Source organism: Polyangium sp. 15x6 (genome assembly GCF_029960785.1).
In the GTDB taxonomy this organism is placed as follows: Bacteria; Myxococcota_A; Polyangia; order Polyangiales; family Polyangiaceae; genus Polyangium.
In genome coordinates this window covers 46,729-70,336 of record NZ_JASBQE010000035.1, presented here as the reverse complement: position 1 = coordinate 70,336, position 23,608 = coordinate 46,729, and the positions used below count along the sequence as shown (strand labels likewise).

The following is a 23,608-nucleotide window of genomic DNA, read 5'->3' as shown; positions in this document are numbered from 1 at the left end:
TTGATTGGCAGGGGTCGTTCCTCGGCCTGTTCGATGAACTGCGCATCGCGCAGTTCATCGACAAACGGTCCAGCGCTTGCGCTGGTCCGGGTCCAGGGGCGGATAGCCCCGGTGGGGCCTGGGGCAACGCCCCAGCGAAGCGCCTCCCGTTGACACGTGGTCAGCGTCCTCGGAGCCTCGGCGCGGCGGCAGCGGCCGTTGCGCCGCGGACGCGCCGGAGGGCGTATTCCATTCCGCCTTGGAGGGTGCTCATTGTCACGAAGGACCGTAGATCGACGTCGAGCGAAATGAGGGTCTGTGCGATCCGCGGAGCGATGCCCGTGATGAGGGTCTCCGCGCCGAGGAGCCGTAGCGCGCCTGCGACGTCGATGAGCATTCGTGCGGTGTGGGTATCGACATCCTTCATCCCCGTGACGTCGAGGATGACCACGCGTGCGCCTTGGCGCTGGGCGCCTTCGAGCGCGACCGTGAGGACTTGCGCGGCGCGCTCGCTATCCATGGTGCCGATGAGGGGCATGACGACGATATCGCGGGTAATCGGCAACAGCGGCGTCGACAGCTCCGCGAGCCTATCGCGCTGCGCCGCGATGATCTGCGCCTGGAGCGCCTCGCGCTCCTCTTCGACGATGCCGCGGTGGGAGAGTTCGGCTTCGAGGCGGGCGTTGGCATCCGTGAGGTCACGGTTGAGATACCGCAGCTCCTCCGTCCTGCGCGTGACCTCGAGCTCGAGCCGCTCGTTGGCGCGCTTGACCTCCTCGTTGGCGGCGCGCGAGCTCTCGAGGAGCCTGGCGATTTCGATGGCGATGGCGGCCTGCGAGGAGAGCAGGGTGAGGAGCTCGACGCGCGCCTCGTTGAACACGCCGGCGATGGCGCGGTTTTCCAGGTATAGCACGCCGCTCAGCCTGCCTTGGTGCAGGAGCGGCAGGCACAGGATCGACCGTGGATTCTCGCGGATGATGTACGGATCGTCCGAGAAGCGCGCGACGCTCTCCCTGTCGTCGAGGAGCACGGCTTCCTGTGTCCGTGACACGTAAAGGATGACGCTCCTGGCGCACTCGGCGGCGCCGTCCAGCGGCTCCCCCACGCCGGCGTCGATGGTCCTGCTCTGTTCCCCGAGCCTCGCGACAATCGCAAACTGCCCGTCTCGCGCGAGGATCAAAGCCCCACGATCGGCGCCCGCGTTACCGAGGACGAGATTGGCGAGGCGATCGATCACCTTTTCGAGATCGATCTCGCTTGCGATCTCCTGCGCGGCACGGACGACGAGCGCGGCGTCGCGGAGGCTGCCGGCGCCCGTCTTGCTGAGCAGGGTCCTGCCGAGCTCCGTGAGGCCGGATGGGCTCGTCGTCGCCGTGCTCGACCTCGTGCGCGTGACCTCGCGGAGCGAGGGCCAGACGTGCGAGGACTCCGACTCGAGCGAGGCGGCCTTGAGGGGGGCGCCCCAATGCAGGTATGCACGGTATGCATTCCGCATGTAGGCGCCGGCGCCCGTGGTGATGCCGATGCTCACGAAGAACTTGGCGAAGAGCTCGTTCGCCATCGCCTCGAAGTGGGGAGCCTTGTTCTCCTGGCAAAGCGCGATTGCGCTCTCGTAGCGCTGCATGGCGCCGGCGATGTCGCCTTGCGTTCGTGCCTCTTCGGCGTCGACGAGCGCCTTCAAATGCCCGAAGCTCTTCGGGGACCACGCCGCGAGGTCCGCGATCTCCGCCCTGTATCTCGTGAGGAGCTCCTTGCGCTTCGCCGCCTCCGTGGGCTCCTCGGCCGGCGGCAGGACGAGGAGCAGGAGCGCCCGGAAGAAGGAGTGGATCTTCGGTTGAATCGTCCCGCCGCCGAACGTCAATGCGCGCTCGGCGATCTCCGACGCCTCCCACGCATCCGCGTGTTTTCCGTGTACGAGGAGAACGAACGTCTTCAACACGCCATAATGGACATTCGTGCTGCTGGGTTGCTGGCTTTGCAGGTCACGGACGAACTTGTCCTCGTCGAAGTTGTCGTCGCTGAAGGACGTCGCGTCTCGCGTCTTGCCTGCGAGGCATGCGATGGCCTGCCGAACGGCGGTCATGGCGGCGTTGTTGCGCGGGACCTTCGTGCGCCGGACGATCGCCAGGTTCTTCTCGGCGAGGTCCAGAAGATCGTCGATCTGATCTCCGGCAAAGAGATTTGCCATCGTGCCGAGGAAGCAGGCGATGCCGAGCATGTGAAGCTCGCCGGTCTCCAGGCAGCGTTGCCGCGTGACGGCGAACCTCTCCCCTACCTGGCGCATCGGATATCGCATGTGCGCGCAGCTGCTCGCGGCGAAGCCCAGCCTCGCGGTCTGCAAGGCGCTCGGGAACTTCGCGTTGATCGCCTCCGCCAATCTGCAGAAATCCATCCCCTCGTCCACGCGCCCGCGGATCGCCGCGAGCATGTAGCCGACGCAGCTGTACGGCAGCGCGACGAGCTCGGTATGACCGTGTACGAGGGCGATGTTGACCGCCCTGAGATTGATGATGGAGAACGCGATCGCGCCGAGGTGGTGCGAGCCGTCGGCGATGGAGTCGAGGATCGCAAGGACCGCGCCGATCACCGGGTCTTTCACCTCCGGCGCGTCGATCATGTCCTCGATGCGGCGTCCGCGCAGGTTGGTCGTGACCTGGGCGAGCTCCGCCATCATCACCTGCGGCGACTTGAGCTCTTCCATCGGCAGCGGGTGCCCGAGCATCCCCAGCGTATCGAGGCCGATCTTGATGCCTTCGCTGAATTGCCCGTGGGACATCTTGCTGAATATGCGTTCCCTCTGGATCGCAGCCCGCTCGATGTCGGTTTTTACCCGGCGCGAAAGCTCGGCGAAGACGGCCTCGGCGCGCTCGGCGTCGCCACCCAGATAGGCGCATTGCCCCGCGAGCATGTACAATTCGAGGCACAGATCGTAACGATCGTGCCAATCCTCGTCGCGGAGCAGGTCGATGCCGGCGCGTGCATACTCGGCGGACGCGTGGTAGGCCGTGGAAGCCTTGGCTCTCTCGGCGGCTCGCAGGTTGAGCGCGGCGAGGTCGATCCGCTCGGCATGATCATTCATGCAGGGAGCGCCGATGTTGAGGTGGTGGACGAGCTTGAGGAGATGCTCGCCCATCGATGCTCCTTTGATGTGCTGCTGGAGGAGGCGCCCGATGCCGAGATGGATCGTCTCTCGCTGCTCCGGCGGGAGGAGAAGGTATGCAGCTTGATGGACGCGATCGTGGACGAATCGATAGCGGACGTCGAAGCGCGCCGCCGCGTCGCTCACCTCCGACCCGCCGAGCCCGACCTCGAGATACCTGTAATCACCGTCCAGAGAGACGATGAGCCCGGCCTTCATCGCGTCCCAGATCGCAGCGAGGACATCATTCTGCGGCTTGTTCGCGACGATGGCCAGTAGCCCATATTCGAAGGAATGGCCGATGCATGCCGCGAGCACGAGTACGTGCTGCGTCGCTGCCGGGAGCTCCTGCATGCTTTCGATGAGCAGATCGACGACGTTGTCGGTCACGTTCGCCGCGCGGATGGTGTCGACCTCCCATGACCACGCGCCCGTGGATGCGTCGAAGTGGAGGAGGTTTCGCTCGTTCAGCGTGACCAGGAATTGATGCGCGAAGAACGGGTTCCCGTGCGTCTTTTCGTAAACCAGCTCGGCCAGGCTCTCGACCTCCTCGGGCCGGCTCGTGAGCGTGTCGGCGACGAGGTAATGCAACGTCTCACGATCGAGCGGCCCGAGCTGGACCTCCGTGGCGCGGAAGCCGGACTTGCCGAGCTCCGCGACGAGCGAGACGAGCGGATGACCCTGCTCGACCTCGTTGTCTCTGTAGGCGCCGATGAGCAGCAAGTGCCGGCTGAACGCGTCCGTCAGGAGAATATGCAAAAGCCGCCGCGAGGCCGGGTCCAGCCATTGAAGGTCGTCGAGGAAGAGGACGACGGGGTGCGCCGCGCTCGCGAAGACGTGCAAAAAGTCGAGGAGCGTCAGCTCGAAACGGTTTTTTGCCTGGTCCGGTGGCAGGTCCGGCACCTTCGGCAGGTCGCCGACGACGAGCGAGAGCTCCGGCACGAGCTCGGCGAGCAGCGCGCCATTGCCTTTGAGCGCGGAGAGGAGGTCCTCTTTCCACCGTGCGAGCGCCTGGGGGGGCTCCGTCAGGATCTCGCGCATCAATTCCCGAAATGCAGATACGACCGGCGCGAGCGGTACGTCGCGGGAGAGCTGATCGAACTTGCCCGAGATGAAATAGCCGCCGTGCCGCGTGATGGTCTTGTGAATCTCGCGGACCAGCGCCGACTTGCCAATGCCGGAATAGCCCGAGACGAGCGCCAGCTCCGGGCCGCGCTGGCGGGCGTGTTCGAACGCCTGAAGGAGCGCTTCGATATCGCGTTCTCGGCCGTACAGGCGCTGCGCGCGCCGCAGTTCGGGAGCCCTGTCCTTCGTGTACAGAGGGAATGGCTCGACGGAGCCCCGCTCCGTCCACTGCCGAAGGCATTCGGCGAGGTCGAACGCGAGGCCCGCGTCGCTCTGGTATCTCTCCTCGGGCGTCTTCGCGAGGAGCCTCATCACGATATCCGAGAGCGGCGCGGGCACGGACGGAGACATCTCGCGCGGCGGCACCGGGCTTCGTGTCAGGTGGGCCTGAAGAACGCCCTCGACCTCGCGGTCCGGGAAAGGCACATGACCCACGAGCATCTCGTACAGAATCACGCCGAGCGAATAAAGGTCCGACCGCGCGTCGACGGCGCGGTTCATGCGCCCCGTTTGTTCGGGTGAAACATAGAGAGGCGTGCCCTCCAGCGAACGCGCATTCGTCGGCGCGTTGAGCTCGCGAGATATGCGCGCCGATATGCCGAAATCGATGAGGAAAACCCTCGGCGTGGACATGTCCACCAGGATGTTCCTCGGCGTCATGTCCTTGTGGATGACGCGCCTCTCGTGGATCGCCGCGAGCGCGTCGCATATCGATATCGCGAGCACGAGCACGGTCTCGAGCGCGAGCTTCCCGCCCTCGAGGATCTCGCGCAGCGTGGGGTAGCCGATGTCCGCCATCACGAGGCGCAGGCCGCGCCCGTGCTCCTCCAGCGCGAGCGCTTTGGGTGTGTTGTCGAGCCCGAGCTCGCGCAGGATCATGAATTCGCGCCGCAGCCGGGCGAGCTCACGCGCGCTCGGATAGTCGTTCTTCGTCTGCTTCAGGATGACCTGCGCCGCGCTGTCCTGTTTCCGCGCCCGATACACGAACGTCTCGGCGCCTTCATAGACAGGTACCATCGACGTGTAGCCGTCGAAAGCATCGGCTGCTGAGGCGGGAAATGCAGACTGCGCGACCATGTTGCCTCCTCCGAGGAGCTTAGCTTTAAGGGAAGACCCTACCCGAGGTGGTGGCGCCGTTGCAAGGGTTCTCGTGACGGTGGAAACCCCGAGAGAATGTAGATGTGCGCCGGAAGAACAGCGTCCGTGCGCCACTCCCCTTCGCTTTTGCATGAAATTACGCGGCCTTGTGCACGCCCAGCACATCCCCGCGACGCTGGATGACCTCCAGGTTCAGCGCGGCGCTGTGGCGCGCAGGGCGAACAGATTCTTTCGTGGGTCCAGGTCAGCGGGCGCGAAGTCCCTGCTCACGAGAGAGATGGGCGAGTCGATGCTCGACGTGGACTCGCTGCCGGAGCGTTTCGCGTCCCTTGGTGCAGCGCGACCGTCTGGCGAGGCACGAACCGATGGGTCATTCGTCGCCGTCCCGGATGCCGTCCTCGTCCCGGTCGATACCGATTCGCTCACCGGTTCCAGGAGGCACGCACGTGAATGTCAGTTCGCGCTGAAAGAATTGAGCCAGGTTCAACAGCGCGGACTTCGAAATCGCTCCGAACGACTGGTAACTCGATGTGAACTCATTCGCGCCCACGTACAGGAAGCCGACCTCTTGCAGCCCGAAGCGTGTCTTTCCGACGACATCACATTCGCCGACATCGGCGCGTGATACGAGGAGGTCGAGGCGTGCGCGCGCGGCGGCGCTGTTGTGGTTCGTCACGGTGACCTGCTGGCCGACGATCGGCGCCAGGTTGCTGTCGAAGGCCAAGAGAAATTGCTCGACTTGCCTGCGCACCGGGTCGCCTGCCCCCGGAGGGCTCTCGTCGAAGCCGTTGGGAGAAACGGGGGGGCTGTTGGGGAACGATGTCTGATTATCGAATCCGCGTGAATTCATGAAGCGGAAGATCGTGTCTTCGGACCCGTCGTTCGTGAAGCCGAATCCGCGCACCTGATCACCCTTGTGGTCGTTGTCCTTCGCGAAGATGTTCGGCACCTGGTCCATGCCGAACATACCGACCTTCTGGTACAGATTGCGGAGATGCGGGACTTTCAGGCTTTGCGGCTGCTCGTTGACGACGTATCCGCCCCCGGTGCCAAAGAATCCCGGAATGGGCTCGCCGAACTCGGCGTTTGCGGTCGGATCGAGCCTGTGGCACGTCTCGCAGGTGCCGGAAAGGGCCCCACCCACCGTGAAGAACTGATCACGCCCCGCTTGCTGGTCCGGCGTGAGCGAGTTGTCGAGCTTCCGGATCGGGTTCGGGGGGTACATGATCTGGAGCGCGAAATCTGCGAAGGCCTCCAGGTCGTCCTCGGGAATCGGCCCGCTGCGGCCGAGCAAATCGACAAACCCGGCCTGGAATTGCCTGAACGCCTCGCGTTCATCGAAGGTCCCTTCGTTCGGCTGAGCGCTCGGTTCGGCGGCGTTGCCCCCGGTGCGATCTCCTCGCCAATGCATCGGGCCATGGTTCGCCATTCCGCGGAGGCTCTGCGTCGTCATCGGCCCCTTGAGCGCGGAGAAACCATCGAACGTCGTGATGAATTTCGGGAACGGACTGGCGATCGGCCCCGGCAGGTCGCCGTCCATGATATCCGGGTTGCCGAGATTCCAGGCAAGGCTATCCATGTCGCCGAAGACGTGGCAGCTCGCGCAGGACGCCTCCCCGTTGGCCGAGCTGAAGCGGGCGTCGTACAGGAATTGCCGGCCCTCGACGACGCTCGGAGGCTCGGGGTTGTAGAGCGGGACGCGGTCGATGACGGTTCTCGTCGTCGTGTTGATGATCGCGATCGCGTTGTCGAACCGTGTGAGCACGTAGAGCCGCTTCAGGGACTCGTTGAGGACGAGGCCCGTCGGGCCGACGGGCTCGTCGCCGTCGTCGAGGACGATGTGGTTCGCGGCGCTCGGGGTGAATGTATCGTTCTCGAGCGCGGCCGTATCGAAGACGCCGATCTTGCTGGAGCCGAGCGCCGCGACGTAGAGCTTCGAACCATTGCTCGTGATGGCCATCCCTACGGGCGTCGCCAGGCTCCTGTCATTCACGGTGTTGGGCAGCGGCGCGCAGCAGGAATCGTAGTCGATGTGTTTGTTGAGGTGGCGCGGCGCGACCGTGCCATTCGACAGCACGGAGATACGGGATTCATGCAGGTGACCTCGGACCGTCGAGCCGGTGAATGTCCCAGGTCCCTCGAACCGCTGGAGATTGTTCGCCTCGGTGTTCGTGACGTAGACCTTCCCGTTCGCGGGGTTCACGATCATGTCGTAGAGGACCGTGCCCACGCCTGTATAATGGCCCGAGGCCCCTGCGAGCTGCGCGGGAGGGTTGGCCATGGCGTCGATGACGAAGACGTCCTTGTCGGGGAGGGAGAGCTTGACGGCTGCATCCCAGGATTTCCCGCTCTCGTCCACCCAGTGGTGGCCGTCGTATTTCACGATCAGCGCGGTCGGCGGCTGGGGTTCGCCGGCCGCATTGGTGTGCGGCGGCGGCATCACGCCGTTGTTGTATTTGAGTACGAGATTCCTGTGAATGCTCGTGGTGCGATTGCCAGTATGGAAGCCGGCCGCGTAGACACGTCGCCCGTCCGGGCTCACCGCGAGCGCCCGTGGCGTGTCCGTGAATAGGTTGATGATGTCGAGGGGGGCACCCCCGAGCGAGTTCGATCCCAGGTGCGTCGCGTCGAATACCCAAACATCCGCGCGCCCGATGCCAGGCGTCGTGAGCTGAGGATCAAAAGGAGCATTCTGGCCGCGGTGGGCCGTGGTAATGAACGCCCGGCTGCGGTTGGGGCCGCCGAACACGATGTCGCGAGGCTCGTCGCCGACGAGCAGCGTACGGACGACGCGCGGCGCGAAGGGGGCAGAGACGTCCACCACGCTCACGCTGTCGGAGAGATGATTGACCACCCACACCTCGTCGTCGTTTCGAACCGCGACAGCGACCGGCTCGAGTCCGACCGTTACAGCCCCGATATGCAGCAGCCCCAAGGACGTGACATGGAACACCTCGAGCCGGTTGTCAGGGGTGTTCACGGCATAGAGTCGCTGGCCGTTTTGCGAGAGCGCGAGAGGCCGGACTTGGCCGCTTTCAAAGAGGGTGTAGGACGCGGCGCTGGCAGCGCTCACTTGCAACATCGCGCCCGAAAAGGCCGCCGCGAAGGCGAGCCAGGCTTTGTTGCGGCGAGGTTGCGCCGGCGTGATGAGGGCGTGATCGAGCCCGGAGCCCTGAAGCTCCCGCGCGTGGAGGTGGGTAGACATATCTCCCCTTTCAGCGATGAAGCAATCGCCCAAATTCGGACGAATGAATTTCTGCGTGACGGACGAGCCGGAGGCTATCGACTGGTCAACATCGAGTGACCATCGCTCTCTTCCTCCTGCCGGTCGGTCGGGGCTTTTGTGCGCCAGTATAAAATACCTGGTTCGTGTCAAGTTTCAAGCAAATTTTGGTTGCCTCGTGCGCATTAATGGGAGCCACGACGAAGATTCGACGCCACCGTTGGCACGAGTTTTTCACGGACCTCGCGTGCTCGCGGAGCGCTCAGGAAGAACACACCCGAGGTGACTCGGCCCCTCGTCGGACGTCAGGTACGCGGGCCACTGCGTGGACGTGCCCCGCGCGGTCAACCAGCCATCCGTCCGCACCTCGCGGCGAACTCCGCGCCATCCGCGGCGTGGCCAACACGCTCGCCCGGTGCCGAGGAGCACGTCGATTCCTTCCTCGCAGTGGCCAGAGGCACAGAAGTTCCCGATGGATCACCTGCGCAGAGCACTGACCACGTCCCTGCGGGCGACTCATCTCGAAGCCGCTGCGCTGGGGCGTTGCCCCAGGCCCCACCCGGGGCTATCCGCCCCGGGACCCGGACCAGCGCAAGCGCTGGACCCAGGGTCGATGAACTGCGCGATGCGCAGTTCATCGAACAGGCCGAGTCGAGACAGGCAAGCGACCCCGCCAAACCGAGACCGCCGCGTTGCCATTTCGATCGGCAACGCTATCCCAAGTCTTGCCACCGGCCCTGTGGAAGAACCGCGCGATGCGCGGTTCTTCCAACCCGAGTCCAGCGCTTGCGCTGGTCCGGGTCGAGGGGCGGATAGCCCCCGCGGGGTCCGGGGCGGCGCCCCGGCGCGGCGGCCGTCAGGGGGTGCGCGCAGGGGTGATCATTCCGCGGCGCAGGGCATCGCGCGGAGGATACGGACGGCGTTGTTCTTCGTGCCCTTTGCGGCGAAGGCGACGCTGCCGTCGGGGTAAGCGCGGAAGGCTTGGTAGCGATTGCCGGGCACGCCGGCGTCGAGCACGGCGCTCACGGCTTCGCCGGTCGTCGCGCTCAGGACCTGGACGAGCATCTTGCGATTTCCGTCGAAGGGCGTGAGATCACCCGTGGCGGTCGAGGTCTCCCAGCCGGCGAGGAGGTATTTGTCGCCGTAGTTCGCGAGGTAGGGCGCGCGCGCGTTCTCCCCGGCCTTCCCGGCGATCACGATGTCTTTGTCGGCCGTCCCGTCGTTGAAATGCAGGAGGTGGACCTCGGCGAGGCCGTTGGCGAGGGCGGGCTGGCCATTTTGACGGTCGCTCGTCAGGGCCCAATAACCGCCGTCGTGATCCAGGGCGATGTCGCTCAAATTCGAGTAGGCGAGGTCGATCGACTTGATCGTGGAGATGGCCGGGGCATGGGCGATGCGGTTGTTGTTGTCGGTTTTGCAGATCGTGACGTACTTGTTCGCGCCCGGATCCCAGGTGATGCGCTCGTAGCCGCTATGGCTGCAACCCCAATCGAACCCGCCCGAGATCGGTTCTCCGGCCGGGGAGACCACCTTCATGCGATCGCCCTGGTGGATGTTGATGCAGCCGCCTTGCGAGACGCCGATCGCGGCGCCGAAATAGCCGGCGAAGTTCGTGCCGTCCGAGGCGATGCGGCCGTGATGCGCGTACCACCAGATCATGTAGACCTCGGGGCCGGTCTTGCCGGTCGAATAGGGGGGGAGGGCCGCGCTCGAGCTCGTGAGCTTCGTCGCCCAGGACTCGCTTTGGCCGTCGAAACGCACCATGTACATGTCGTGACATGCCACGGGGGGGTTTGGCGGGGTGCCGCAGAGGTTCGTCGGTTCGCCGCAGTTGAGCGTCCCGCCGCCTTGGGCGTCGCGCGTGAGGAGGAGGACGCCGCCTTTGTCATCGGCGTAGAGGTCGCCGAAATCGTGGGCGTTGATATCGACGAGCTCACCGACGAGGTGGTCGCTCACGTCGAGCTCGGCCACGTGGACCTTGTTGTCGGACCCCATGAAGGCGAGACGGGAGCCGCCCGAGGGTTTGGGTGAAATCGCGAGAGGGCGGAGATTTACCTCGTCTTCGTTCTGGTCGACGGCGATGGGGAGCTCGACCTCGGTGATCGTCAGCGTCGGAGTGCTGCACTTGCCTTGCATCGGGTTTCCGGTTGTGCCTCCGCCGGAGCCCGAAGAGGCCGTGCTCGAGTTGCTCGAGCTTCCCCCTGCGCCGGAGCCATTTCCAGCGCTGCCGTTGCTCGAATCCCCGGAGCCGTTTTCGCCGCCGCAGGCGATGGCGAACGCGAGGGGCAGCGAGAGGAGGAGACATGTGGCTGTGAAGGGACGTGCGTTGAAATGATATTTGGCATTCATAGAGTGGGTGCCACTTTCAGGGCTTGGAGGGACGACGATCCAAAGGCGCGAAGGAAGGATCACCCGCGCCCACGCAGAAAGACTCTAGCCGAGGGAGGGACGGTGGGGCTGCCCGACGAGCCAGCCGTCAACCGTCAGATGGCCGCCCACCTTGGGCTCGTCCTCGATCCACGCCGCTGCCGCGACCACGTCCACGCGCCCAGGGAAGGACTCGATGCGAAGCTGCCAGAAGGGCTGACCGGTCAGGCGGTTCTCGCGGCGTTGCGCTGCCACGATAGGACCGTTGAGACGCGCGACGGCGCGTTCGCTCATGTCGCCACCCTCGCCGAACATGCCCCAGGGCATGAAGGCGTTGGGGGAGAGCCGGAGCGGCTCGCCCTCGTCGCTCTCGCCCATGATGGATGCGGGGGACGAAGAGAACGCGTCCGCATCGGGGAAAACCTCGATGTTGTGGGCGAAGACCACGACCTCCAGCTCGAAGGACCGCTCGCGACCGAGCCATTCTCGGAACGGCTGGTAGAGCGCCCACTGCACGGCCGCGCGCGTGATGAGTTCGCCGCTCTCGTCCACGATGTCGCAGTCGACGCCGCCGCAGTGAGGGCAGCCGGCATCGTCGCAGGGTGCCGATGTCTGCACCCGCCACCGAGCAAGGCCCTCCGTGGGCGCGAAAAAGGGGGTGATGCACTGGATGCCTCCGCTGTCCGCATCCAGATGGGCGTACATCGACGCCCCACTCGGATCGGTCCACCGTAGGTGCCTGTACTGTTCGCAGCGGAGCTCCTCCGCGCTCTCCTGCAATATCGCACCGATGAGCTGTTCGAAGGCTGCACGGTCCGACGCCCCGATCCCGATCGCACCAAAGTGATCTGCCATGGTCTGGTCGTCTACTCCATTTGCCCTCCGGATGCGAGCTCGTGCTGCTTCGATAAGAGATCCCGGCCGCACGGAGCGCGCCTCATGATTGACATGTTGGTCGATGCCGTCGACCATCGCGGTATGATCAAGCGTATCTTTTGCATGGGGCTGTTCGTCGGAGGGCTCGTCCACTGCTCGGCGGGCGAAAACGGGGTGACGACCGGCCCCGGAGGACAAGGGAGCGGTGCGGGGGGCTCGAGCTCGAGCGGAAGCGGAGGTATGAACGCAGGCGGCGGTGGCATGGGAGGCGAAGGAGGCGTCCTCTTCCCGAGCGGCTCGGGAGGAGGGGGCGGGTCGTGCACGCCGACGAGCGCGGTCGAGACGGTGTGTGACGGCAAGGACGACGATTGCAATGGCCGCGTGGACGACGTGGACCTCGGCAAGGACGGGATCTGCGATTGCTTGCGGCTCGGCATCGTCGGCAGCCCGGGGAGCAATCCCTCCTCGAACTTCCAGGCCTGGCTCACGGCGCGAGGCACGAGCGTCGAGCGAACCCACCAGACGCCCGCAGAGGTCTTCGATGCTGCGCTCCTCGATAAATACGACGTCATCATCTTCGATCGACTGGCTCGGCCTTACACGGCCGAGGAGGCGAATGCGCTCGCGGCGTGGGTGCAGATGCGGGGCGGGTTCGTCTCGATGACGGGATATACCGACGCGGACCCTGATTTCTACGTGAACACGCTGCTCGCCCCGTTTGGGCTCGCGTACCAGCCCGGTTTGTACTCTCAGCCGGTGACGATGTTCGCGGCGCATCCGGTGACAGCGGGGCTCTCGTCGGTGACGTTCCTCGGCGGATACCTGGTCAAGGACCTCGGCGGGAGCGGCGGCACGAGCGTGGCGATTGGGAGCATCGCAGCGGGGCCCGTGGCGTTCGCGCACGAGCAGGGCAAGGGCCGCGCCGTGGTGTGGGGCGACGAGTGGATCGAGTACGACAGCGAATGGCAATCGCTGCCCGAGATCGAGCAGCTCTGGGTCAACATGATCGCGTGGCTCGGACCTCAGGATAGCTGTCAGGTGACGGTGCCGAAATGAAGGATCGAGGGTTCAGCTGAGGGCGTCGATCTCCGTGTCTCCCTGATAGTGACAGTGCCCAGACGAGGCGTACGTGGGCGGCGTGGCGCGGTCCGTCGCGTGGCGCGGGCGCGCGCCTTGCACGGCCCTCGCGCTGGCGCGGACGTGGGCACGGGGGGGACAGGGAGCATGCGGTATGTTTTCCACATCCTCGCGTTCGTCGCGGGCTCGTGAACGGAAAGGATTCGACCATGTATACCGCCCTGTTCGCGCTCGCGTTTGCCCTCGTTCCCATCTACACGATTTCTCCACGGCCCCTGTCGGTTCAGGGAATGCAGCTCGGAGACATCGATGGAGACGGCGAGCTCGACGTGGTGCTCGCCCACGATGGGGACCCGCTGCTGTACGGGGTCAGCGTGCTGCTGAACCGAGGCTCGAACTCCGTGTCGCAGCCACGGTCGTACCGGATCTCCGACAACGGCGGCACGGGCCTGCGGCTCGCCGATTTCAACGAAGATGAGCGCCTCGACGTCGTCGTGATGACCCTCGGCGCGGATGGAATGCGATCGCTCGACGTGCTGCTCGGTCAGGGAGACGAGGGCTTCGGGGCGCCGAGACTCGTCGCACCCAACGAAAAAGTGAACGGGATCGAAGTGGGGGATTTCGACGCAGATGGGCATCGGGACATCGCCGTGGGAAGTGGCTCCGTCGAGGGGGACGCTCCGCTCGTGATCCTGTTCGGTCGCGGGGATGGCACGTTTGCGCCCACCGAGTACCGGGGCGAATATTCCCTCGGAGATCTCGCCACGGGAGACATGAACGGAGACGGCGCGGTCGATATCGTGGCCGAAATGTACGAATACACGGACGAGGGCGTCCTGGCGTGGAGCGTGGCCGTTTTTCTCAACGACGGCACCGGGAAGTTCGCCGCCCCGCTCCGGCATCGAGTCCCCTGGAGATACTGGAAGGACCTCGCGCTGCTCGACGCCAATCGCGACGGGCGCCTGGACGTGGCCCTGATCGAGCCATACGAAAACGAGGTCGCCGTGCTGCGCGGCGCAGGAGACGGCAAGTTCGGCGAAGTCACCCGTCATGCGACCGGTCGTGGCCCGGTCTCTCTGGCCGTCGGCGACGTCGATCGGGACGGCTTTCCCGATCTGGTCACGGCCAACGAAGAGGACAAGACGATCTCCGTCTTTCTCCTGGGTGCCCCCGGTAGCCCGCCCAAGCGCTGGGAACTCCCGCTGGGGGATCGGCCTGTTGCCGTGGCGATCGGGAACATGGATGGGGACGCCGGCCTGGAAATCGTGAGCGCGAGCAAAACGGGGCGGATCACGGTCGTCGGGTTTCGCGAACCCTGATCGGCGCGCGATCAGGAGGCGAGGAGGCGCATGGGCAGTGTCTTCGGGCCGCGATCCGAGAGGTTGTAATCGCCGAGGAGGCAAGGGCCGGAGCCGGGCTCCCAGCGGGGGATCTCGAGCAGCGCCGCCAGCGCCTCCTCGACCTCCACGCGGACGAGCGGGGCGCCGATGCAGTAATGGTGGCCCATGCTGAAGGAGAGGTGCCGAGGGCCCGTGCGCGTGATGTCGAAACGGTCGGGGTCGGGGAACACGAGGGGATCGCGGTTCGCGGCGGGGAGAATGGGGAAGACGAGCTCGCCCTTCTTGATTCGCTTGCCGCCGATCTCCACGTCCTCGGCGGCGAGGCGGTTTGTCACGACCACCGAGGGCTCGTAGCGGAGTGCCTCCTCGATGGCGCCCTTCATGCGGCGGGGGTCGTCGCGCAGGCGCTCGAGCTCGGCCGGGTGCCGGAGCAGGGTCCAGACGGTGTTCGCGATCTGGTTCATGCTGGTCCGGTAGCCGGCGACGATCACCTGGTAGCTTTGCAGGACGATGTCCTCGGGGCTCGGGGCGCCCTCGTCGGCCCAGAAGCGGCTGATCACGTCGTCGCCCCGGTCCGCGCGGCGGCGCTCCGCGAGGGCGGCAATGTAGCCGAGCATGGCGCTCGTGTGCTCCTTGATTCGATTCGTGACGTCCTCGGCCATGGCCGCGCCGCCCGCGCCCTTGAACAGGGTCGTGATCCAGCCGCGGAAGGTCGCTCGATCGCCCGGGGGGATGCCGAAGAGGGAGGTGATGGTGCTGAGGGCGATGGGATCGGCGAGATCCTCGACGATATCGACTTCTTCACCCTTGTCGCGCGCGGCCGCGAGCGCCTCGCGCGCGATCGTCCGCACTGCGGGGCGCAGGCCCTCGATGGCCTGGGGCGTGAAGCCCTTGTTCATGAATTGCCGGAGCCGCGCGTGGTCCGGCTGGTCGCGGAACCAGGCGAGCTCGGACCACATCTGCACCATGGCGGAAAGCTCCTCGCCCTCGAGCGTCGGCATCATCACGCGGATGAGCTCGCGGGCGCGGTGATTGAGGAAGCGGCGATCGTCGCGGACCACCATGTCGGCGTGGTCGTAGCGCGTGACGAGCCAGATTCGGAGCGGCTCGAACCAGTGGACCGGATCCTCCTCGCGGATGCGGTGGAGCGTGGGATAGGGGTCGTCGAAAAACGCCTGGCTCTGGATGTCGTACGGGGCGCGCGGGCTCATGTTCGTCCTCCTCGGCGGGGCTGGCGGCCCCTCCACGTCGCAAGCAACCTCTTCCTTTGTACACCTAAGGAGTTTAGGATGCGCCCGCACGTCCGGGCAGCTTTGTGTGGACCCGGGGGAGCGGGAGAAGAGAGGATGTCGTTCGTCAAACGCCCGGGAGGGGATCCCACGCAGATGGTCGGCGGCCTGCGCGAGCCGGAGCTGCCGATCTTCGAGGAGAAGGCGATCACGTCACGCGTGGCCGACAAGGCCGTGAGCGCATTCCAGGCGAAGGGCGGCGCGGCGTTCGAGGATCTCGCGAGCCGCGCGGGCGCGGCGGGCCTGGGCGAGGGCGTCGGCGCGTCGGGCGGCACCGACCTCACGTTCGCCTGGGAAAACGCGGCCGGGCCGCAGGGGCCGTGGAGCCACCTGCGTGTCGTGTCCGTGCGCGGGACCGAGGCTCTCTCGAGCCTGTATCGTTACGAAATCACGGCCCTCGCCCGCGAGCCCGCGCCCGAGCTCGATCCGGACGAGCTCATCCAAGCCCGCGCGACGCTGCGGATCGCCACGACGACACAGCCTTCGTTTCGCGTCGTGCATGGCATCGTCGTCGAGGCCGAGGAGCTCGGGCCCGTGCCGGGGGGCATGCTCTATCGCCTCGTGCTCGCGCCCCCGCTCACGCGCGCGATGCACCGCATGCGTTGCCGCATCTTCCTGGAGAAGACCACGCGGCAGATCATCGACGCGGTCCTGCAGGGCGATCCCGAGCTCTCGCTCGCGGTCGGGGCGAACGCGCCGCCCGACGGCGGGGACGAGCTCGGCTTCTCGCCGGCGACGGAGCGGTACACGTGGCGCATCGCGGACGCTTCGCGGATCGACGAGGTGGCCACGCGCGGGTATTGCGTTCAGTACAACGAGAGCGATTTCGCCTTCGTGTGTCGGCTCCTGGAGGAAGAGGGCATCTCGTTCCATTACGAGAACGGCGACGGCGTGTGCCTGCTCGTCCTCGCGGACATCGACGCGGGCCGCACGCGCCTCGACCCGTTCGAGCCGCTCGGGCCCGGCATCGTGGGCCGCGCGGTGCAGTCGATGAAGCTCGGAGCGCGCTTGCGTCCGCGCAAGGTCTCGCTCCTCGATTACAACTGGAAACAACCCACGCTCGACATGGCCGTCGCCGAGCCGGCGCGGCCGGCGAGCGCGGATCTCGTGTATCACGAATACCCGGGGCGTTACACGGAGACACCCGCCATGGGCAAGCCGCTCGCGGCGGCGACGCTCGATCGGCTGGAGGTGGAGGCGAGCTACGCGGTCGGGGAGAGCACGTGCCGCACGATCGCGGCGGGGAGCATCTTCGCGCTCGAACACCCGCAATCACGCTACGAGGGTGAATACCTGGTCACGAAGATCGAGGTCCGCGCCGAGCAGGTGGGCGTCCTGCCGCCGAGCGTGGCGACGGCGATGCCGCTCTCCGGCGTGCCGTATGCCGTGACGTTCGAATGCGCGCGGCGCGGGAAGAATGGCTCCGTGGCGGAGTCGAGGTTCCGCCCGGCGCGCGTGACGCCGAAGCCGCGGATTCAGGGATCGCAGACGGCATTCGTCACGGCGGAGCCGAGCACGAAGGGGGCGGAGATTCACGTCGGAGGGCCGCCGGGCGCCGAGATCGGCTGCGTCCGCCTGAAGTTCCACTGGGACACGGACTCGGCGCGGCACGCGAAGGAGCCGACGTCGTGCTGGGTGCGCGTGAATCAGGTGTTCGCGGGGGTCGGCGAGGGCGCGGTGTTCCATCCGCGGGTCGGGGTGGAGGCGATCGTCGATTTCGAGGAGGGAGATCCGGATCGGCCGATCATCGTGGGGCGCGTGTACAACGGGAAAAACCGGCCGCCGGGCGGAGCTCCCACGGTGAGCACGCTGAAGACGATGTCGAGCCCGTCCTCGGGCGCCTTCAACGAGCTCACCTTCGACGATACGGCGGGCAATGAGCAGATCAAGATGCACACGCCGTTCAACTGGAACTCGGACGCCGGCAATGATCGGACCGAGAAGGTGGGGAACAACAGCGCGTCGACGGCGGGCGTGGATCGCAACGAGATGACGGGCTCGAACCGGACCACGATGGCCGGCGGGAACAACGCCGAGGTGGTGGGGGGCAACGAGTCGGTCACGGTCGGCGCGAACCAGAACACGAACGTCGGCGCGAACCAATCGGTGAGCGTCGGATCGAACCGGTCGGTCGACGTCGGGGCGAACCAGACGATCACCGTGGCGGGCAACCACACGGAGACGGTCACGGGCAACCGCGAGTCGACCATTTCGAGCAACGACAAACTCACGGTGTCGGGCACGCAGGACGTCCACGTGACGGGCGCGCAGACGGAGAATTACGGCGCGACGCAGGACATCACGGTCGTCGGGAACCAGAAAGCGCAAATCGGCGGCGAGCAGACGATCGAGGTGACGGGGCCGCAGGGGCTCAAATCGGGGGCGAGCCAGAAGATCGAGGCGCCGGCGCAGGAGATCAAGGCGGACGGCGCGCAGGCGTTGAAATCGACGGTCCTCACGGTGAATGCCGCGGCGATGGCGACGGTCGAGACCACGATGCTCACCCTGAACGGAGCCGCGTTCACGCAGATCAACACGGCGAGCCTGGTCATCACGGCGGGGACGATCACGATCACCGGCGGCGCGATCAGCATCAATGGCGGCACGGTGACCGTGAAGGGGTCGCCAGTCGACATCGACGGCGGCGGCGCGGTGAACGTGACGGCCGGGCTGATCAAGCTGAACTGAGCGCGCGCATGAAATTCGTCAATGAAACTCCGCTGCCGGCGGCGATGGTTCCGAACGGCGAGGAGGACGATCGGATCACGGCGCTGTTCCTCTGCGCGATCACGTACCGGATCGCGCCGGGCGGGCTCGAGCTCGTCCCCGGGCAACGGCCGCTCCTGCTCGACACGCGGTCGAAGGTCCCGAACGACGTCATGTTCTCGAAAGAGGCCACGTCCGTGTGCGCGACGGGTTTCGTGTATCCGCGCCGAGGCGACCGCGCGCGGGAGGCCACGGCGTCGCTGCGCGTGGGTTCGTCGGACATGCACATTCATGTGTTCGGGACGCGGGTCTGGCAGCGGGGTGCGCTCGGGGGGCTCGCGCCGAGCTCGCCGATTCCCTTCGAGCGGGTGGCGATGAGCTGGGAAAATGCGTACGGCGGCGTGACGAAGGCGCCCGCGGCGGTGGTGGAGATGGACGGGGAGGAGGCGTTCGTCCCGGAGCACGAGTCGGGCTATCCGCTGAACTTCGACGGCAAGGGGTTTTACACGGACGAGGCGCGCGCCGAGAATCAGCCGCTCCCGCAGCTCGAGGATCCCGCGGCGCTCGTGCGCGCTTGGGACGATCACCCCGAGCCCGTCTGCTTCGCGCCGTACCCGCTCTGGGGCGGCATGCGGGCGAAACACGTGGTGAAGGGGCAAGAGCTCGACATGACGGGCGTCCGCAAGCTCGGCAGCCGCGCTGCGCCGCGAATGACGTTCGACACGATCGGCGCGGGGACAGAGATCGTGCTCGCGGGGATGCGGCCCGGAGGCTCCGTTCTTTCGTTCGTGGTGCCGCGCTCGCCGGTCGTGGTCGCGATGTCGGTCGGGAATGTGCGCGAGACGATCGTACCGCGGCTCGACGCCGTCGACATCGACGCCGAGGCGTGCGAAGCGCGATTCGTGTTCCGGGCGAAGGTGACGTACGGCCTCGTGCAATTCGAGGAGCGGCGGGCGGTGCTCTCGCCGAGCGAGTTTTTCCCGAAGGGGTGAGCGGCCATGGCGAACAACTTCCACACCGATGCGGGATGGCTGCTCGTTGGGATCGATGGGCACAACGGGATCCACTGGCCGTTCGTGCCGATGTGGTTCTTCAAGCTGAACCTCCTGCACCCGCTCTCGATGGGCGACAAGCAGAAGCCGACGGTGATGTTCAATGGCGTGCCGTCGGTGACGCACGGGCACGAGCCCTCGAAATTGTGGCCGCACATCGGCATCTTCCCGAGCCCGCTCGATCTGATGACGCCGCTGCACATTCTCTTCGGCTCGCACAAATGCTGGCTACCGCGGGGCGCCGTCCAGATCTGCGGGGAGCAGGCGACGTGTTGCGTGATCGGCGGGGCGATGTCGCTCAACGCCGATTGCTGGGAGTATGGCAAATGGCCAACGTCGCTCGTGGAGGACCCGGGCACGGTGCAGACCACGCCGACCGTGATGGATTTCCTCATGGGCGCGGTCTCGCTCGCGGTCGACCTCGTGATCGATCTCGCGTTCGAGGTCGTCATGAACGTCGGCGGCGCGGCGCTCAAGAAGTTCGGCGACAAACTCATCGCCCCGTTCTTCAAGAAGGCGGACGAGGTGGTGGAGGGGGCGGCGAAGAACGCGGACGATGTGCTCGGCGAGGGGCTCGAATCCGCGGCCAAGCAAAGCGACGAGGTGGCCGGGGAGGCGGCGGAGAGCGCGGCGAAGGGCGCGGACGGGCAAGCCTCCGATCTCTGCGACGAGGTGCGTTGCGAAGGCGGGCATCCCGTGGATCTGACGAGCGGGGACGTCGTCGATCGAAAGGTCGATCTGGTCTTGCCCGGGGCCATTCCATTCGAATGGAAGAGGCACTACTCGTCGAAACGCGCACTCGCGCGGACCTCGCTCGGTCGCGGCGGGTGGGCGCACGATTTCGAGCAATGGATCGAGCGCACGGACGACGGGCTGCTCTCGCTCCGCAGCGAGGAGGGCCGCGACGTTTATTTCCGCGCGCTCCGCGTGGGGGAGAGCGCGTTCCACCGGATGGATCGGCTGACACTCCGGGCGCTCGAAGGCGGGGCGTTCGAGGTGACGAGCCACAAGACGCGGCTCGTGCGGCATTTCGCCCCCGAGGCGCCGGGCGAAAAGGCGCTCCTTCGATCGATCCGGGACGCGTACGGCAACTCCATCGAGCTCGAATACAACAGCGGCCGCCTCCGCCGGGTGATCGATACGGCCGGCCGCGAGGTGCGCGTGAAGACGACGCATGGCGGGCGTATCGCGCGGCTCGAGGTCTGGGTCGGCGATTCCTTCGAGCAGTGGGTCGATTACACCTACACGAAGATGGGGGAGCTCGCGAGCGTGACGGACGCGCTCGGGCAAACGGAGCGGTACGCGTACGACGAGGATCACCGGATGGTGAAGACCACGCTGAAGAACGGCGTGAGTTTTCATTACGCGTACGATCCGGAGACGGGGCGGTGCAAGAAGACGTGGGGGGACGAGGGGCTGCACACGCTGGTCCTCACGTACGACCTGGAAAAACGCATCACCCGGGTCGAGGGGAACGAGGAGCCGCGGGTCCTTCACTGGAATGAATCGGGGCTCGTCGTCCGGGAGGAGACGACAGACGGAATCCTGATCGGAACCTGGGAATACGACGCGAACAATTACCTGATTGGCAAGACGAACGGCGCTGGCGAGGCGACGCGGTATCGGTACGACGAACGGGGCAACAAGGTCGAGGAGATCGATCCTGCGGGGAACGTGACCCGGTGGGAGTACGACGGCGATCTTGCTGTGTTGCAGGTGGGCCCCGAAGAATTGACGACGCGGCTCTCGCGGGACGCGTTCGGCGCGCTGCAGAGGGTCGAGTATCCCTCGGGCGTCCGGTACTCGTTCGCGTACGACGAAAAGGGGCGCGTCATCTGCGTGAGCGGGGACGAGGGGATGCTCGTCGAGGTCGCGTACGACGCCCAGCACAACATCGTGGCCGAGCTCGACGCGCGCGGCGCACGGACGACGTACGAGCATGACCTCGTGGGCCGGCCCGTGCGACGAACCGACGCCCTCGGGCGTTTCACGGCGGTGGAGTACGATCGCCTGGGGCAACCCCTGTCCGTGCGGAGGCCGGATGGCACGAGCACGCAATCGGCGTACGATCCGCTGGGCAATCCGATCCGCGTGGTCGACGCGTCGGGGCAGGTCACGCAGATGGAGTACGGCGGGACGGGCGTGCTCACGAAGCTCGTGCAGCCGGACGGGCGGGCCTTCCGATTCAAGTATTCGGCGCAGGAGAAGCTCCGCTGCATCGAGAATCCGCGGAACGAGACGTACGAATTCGTGTACGATGCGGCGGGGAGGGTCGTCGAGGAGAACACGTTCGACGGGCGGGTGCTGAAGTACCGGTACTCGAAATCGGGCAGGCTCGGGCGAATCGACTATCCGGATCGCAGTCATCGTGCGTTCGCACATGATCCGCTCGGCAACGTGCTGCGCGAGGATACGACGGATGGCCCGATCACGTTCGAGCGGGATCGCATGGGCAGGCTGCTCGGCGCTGTCCTCGAGCAGGACGGCCAGCGGGTCGTCACGATGTTCGAGCGGGACCGCTTGGGGCGCGTCGTGGCCGAGGTGCAGGACGGGCGGCGGCTTCGGTACGAGCTCGATTCGCGGGGGCGCAGGACGGCGCGCGTCATGCCGGATGGCGCGGCGACGCGGTATCGATACGATAGGCTCGGCGATCTCGTCGGGCTCTCGCACGATGGTCACGAGATCTCGTTCGATCGCGACGTGCTCGGGCGGGAGACGGCGCGCCGGGACGCCTCGGGGAGGTTTTCGATCCGGAGCGAGTACGACTCGATGGATCGGATCATCGAGCAGCGCGTCGAGGCGCGCATGCCAGGCGGCGGCGTGCCGCAAGCGGTGGTGCAGCGGCTCTGGCAATACGACGCGCTCGGGCGGGCGAAGCTCGTCGAGGATGCGCGGTGGGGCGCGACGGCGTATCGATACGATCCGGTCGGGCAGCTCGTGGAAGCGCAGCGGGGCGACCGCCGCGAGGTGTTCGCGTACGATCCAGCTGGAGCGATCCAGAAGATGCTCGACGAGCTGGAGACGGCCCCGGCGCAGGCGGACGAGGGCGAGCCGTGGGAGATTGGCAAGGGGAACTTGCTGCGCTGCACGGAGCGCGCGAAATATTCGTACGATCGGCGGGGGCGTCGAGTATCGAAGGAAGAAGGGGGGCAGCGGACGGCGTATCGCTGGGACACGCGAGATCGGCTCCGCGAGGTCGCCCTGCCGTCGGGCGAGCAGGTCCTTTTCACGTACGATGCGTTCGGCCGGCGGTTGCGGAAGGAAATCCAGGACGAATACGGGGACCGGCGATACACTGTCGATTTCGTCTGGGATGGGGATGTCCTGGCGCAGGACATCGATAGCCGACGCGGCAAACGCTGCTTCGTCCATGAACCGGGCACGTTCGTGCCGCTGCTCCAGGCGGAGCGGGGCGAGGTGTTCAGCTACGTCGTCGATCAGGTGGGGGTGCCGAAGGAGCTGATCGACCAGGAGGGGCGGGTCGCGTGGTCGGCGACGCATTCGGCGTGGGGGCGCGTCACGGAGACGTACTCGGCGCCGGGGCGGACCGGTCGAGCCGTGGAGTCGCCCTTCCGGCTCCTGGGGCAGTATGCGGACGAGGAGACGGGGCTTTGTTGTACGAGGTTCCGTTACTTCGACGCGTCGACAGGAAGGTGGTGCAGCCCGGATCCGCTCGGCATCATGGGCGGGCTCGACCTCTTCGCGTTCGGCAGAGACGCCATCAACAACGTCGATCCGCTCGGCTTGGCCTGCCAGAAGCCCGAAAACGCAGTCCACGACGCGAATTATACGATGAACAGACACACGCGTGATGGGAGGATCGTTCAGAAGGACCTCGGAAAGGGCAAAGAAGCGCACATATTCAACGATGACGCGGACCTCGAGGCCCTGGAGGACCTGGTCTGGAAGCACGGCGAGTCGCAAGGAAACGTCCGCGGCTTCGATCGGTTCACGTACACATCGGACACGCCGATCGGCGTGAGGACGCAGAACGGGAGACCCGACGTCCCTCTTTACGTCATAGAGATCAAGGGCAAACTCGAAGGCGATTCGTGGGTATACCACATGGTGCCGAGGACGAGGGTTGCGCAATGAGATCGAAATACAAATGGCTCGAAGCTTGGGTCGATTTTTCGAGCGACCGCCATTACGTACTGCTGGTGCGCGAGCGCCTGAGTGGAAAGATAGAAATCGTCGACCCGGCCGAGCACAACAAGGTCATCCGTGAGTTCGACAATTACGAGGACGCTGTACACTGGCTCCGCGAAGACGAGTACGATCAGATCGAGGGGCGCGGTGTCCTCGACGAGGATGGCGGTGTCGACTTCGATTGAGCG

The 23,608-nt window shown here is 65.9% G+C and carries 11 protein-coding genes and 1 pseudogene; 6 read left to right on the top strand and 6 right to left on the bottom strand.

All coding sequences use genetic code 11. The features are described 5' to 3' along the window. Positions 1–160: 160 nt before the first annotated feature. The 5 genes and pseudogenes from QHF83_RS25165 to QHF83_RS25145 all read right to left on the bottom strand — a co-directional run bounded on the left by QHF83_RS25165 (position 161) and on the right by QHF83_RS25145 (position 11,960). Positions 161–5,260 (bottom strand): AAA family ATPase, encoded by a 5,100-nt coding sequence (locus QHF83_RS25165; RefSeq protein WP_282420467.1) that lies wholly within the window; start codon positions 5,258–5,260, stop codon positions 161–163. A 217-nt stretch (positions 5,261–5,477) separates the two neighbouring features. Beyond that, positions 5,478–5,669 (bottom strand): annotated as a pseudogene (locus QHF83_RS25160) (IS5/IS1182 family transposase); the annotation flags it as partial. Positions 5,670–5,711: 42 nt separating this feature from the next. Beyond that, a complete protein-coding gene (locus QHF83_RS25155) occupies positions 5,712–8,423 on the bottom strand; it encodes a hypothetical protein (RefSeq protein WP_282420498.1) in 2,712 nt (903 codons plus the stop codon). A gap of 1,020 nt (positions 8,424–9,443) precedes the next feature. Then, complete coding sequence (locus QHF83_RS25150; RefSeq protein ID WP_282420466.1) at positions 9,444–10,700, bottom strand: hypothetical protein; 1,257 nt, start codon at positions 10,698–10,700, stop codon at positions 9,444–9,446. Positions 10,701–10,997: 297 nt separating this feature from the next. Next, entirely contained in the window at positions 10,998–11,960 is a 963-nt protein-coding gene (locus QHF83_RS25145; protein WP_282420465.1) for a hypothetical protein, read from the bottom strand. A 108-nt stretch (positions 11,961–12,068) separates the two neighbouring features. Here QHF83_RS25145 and QHF83_RS25140 point away from each other — a divergent pair, with 108 nt between their 5' ends. Both QHF83_RS25140 and QHF83_RS25135 read left to right on the top strand, forming a co-directional pair. Further along, on the top strand, positions 12,069–12,863 hold the full coding sequence (locus QHF83_RS25140; RefSeq protein WP_282420464.1) for a hypothetical protein: 795 nt from the start codon (positions 12,069–12,071) through the stop codon (positions 12,861–12,863). Positions 12,864–13,093: 230 nt separating this feature from the next. Continuing rightward, positions 13,094–14,203, top strand: coding sequence for a VCBS repeat-containing protein (locus tag QHF83_RS25135; protein WP_282420463.1), 1,110 nt, complete (start codon positions 13,094–13,096; stop codon positions 14,201–14,203). Between the two features lie 11 nt (positions 14,204–14,214). Here the strand turns inward: QHF83_RS25135 and QHF83_RS25130 are convergent, their stop codons facing one another. Then, entirely contained in the window at positions 14,215–15,435 is a 1,221-nt protein-coding gene (locus QHF83_RS25130; protein WP_282420462.1) for a cytochrome P450, read from the bottom strand. A gap of 135 nt (positions 15,436–15,570) precedes the next feature. Between QHF83_RS25130 and tssI the strand changes: the two genes are divergently transcribed. Genes tssI through QHF83_RS25110 form a run of 4 tightly spaced genes read left to right on the top strand, consistent with a single transcriptional unit; the run spans position 15,571 to position 23,605 of the window. Continuing rightward, complete coding sequence (gene tssI / locus QHF83_RS25125) at positions 15,571–18,201, top strand: type VI secretion system tip protein TssI/VgrG (protein WP_282420461.1); 2,631 nt, start codon at positions 15,571–15,573, stop codon at positions 18,199–18,201. A gap of 8 nt (positions 18,202–18,209) precedes the next feature. Beyond that, positions 18,210–19,211, top strand: coding sequence for a DUF2169 domain-containing protein (locus tag QHF83_RS25120; protein WP_282420460.1), 1,002 nt, complete (start codon positions 18,210–18,212; stop codon positions 19,209–19,211). A gap of 6 nt (positions 19,212–19,217) precedes the next feature. Further along, on the top strand, positions 19,218–23,366 hold the full coding sequence (locus tag QHF83_RS25115; RefSeq protein ID WP_282420459.1) for a DUF6531 domain-containing protein: 4,149 nt from the start codon (positions 19,218–19,220) through the stop codon (positions 23,364–23,366). Then, a complete protein-coding gene (locus QHF83_RS25110) occupies positions 23,363–23,605 on the top strand; it encodes a hypothetical protein (RefSeq protein WP_282420458.1) in 243 nt (80 codons plus the stop codon). The genes QHF83_RS25115 and QHF83_RS25110 overlap by 4 nt, the downstream gene beginning before the upstream one ends. Positions 23,606–23,608: the final 3 nt, after the last annotated feature.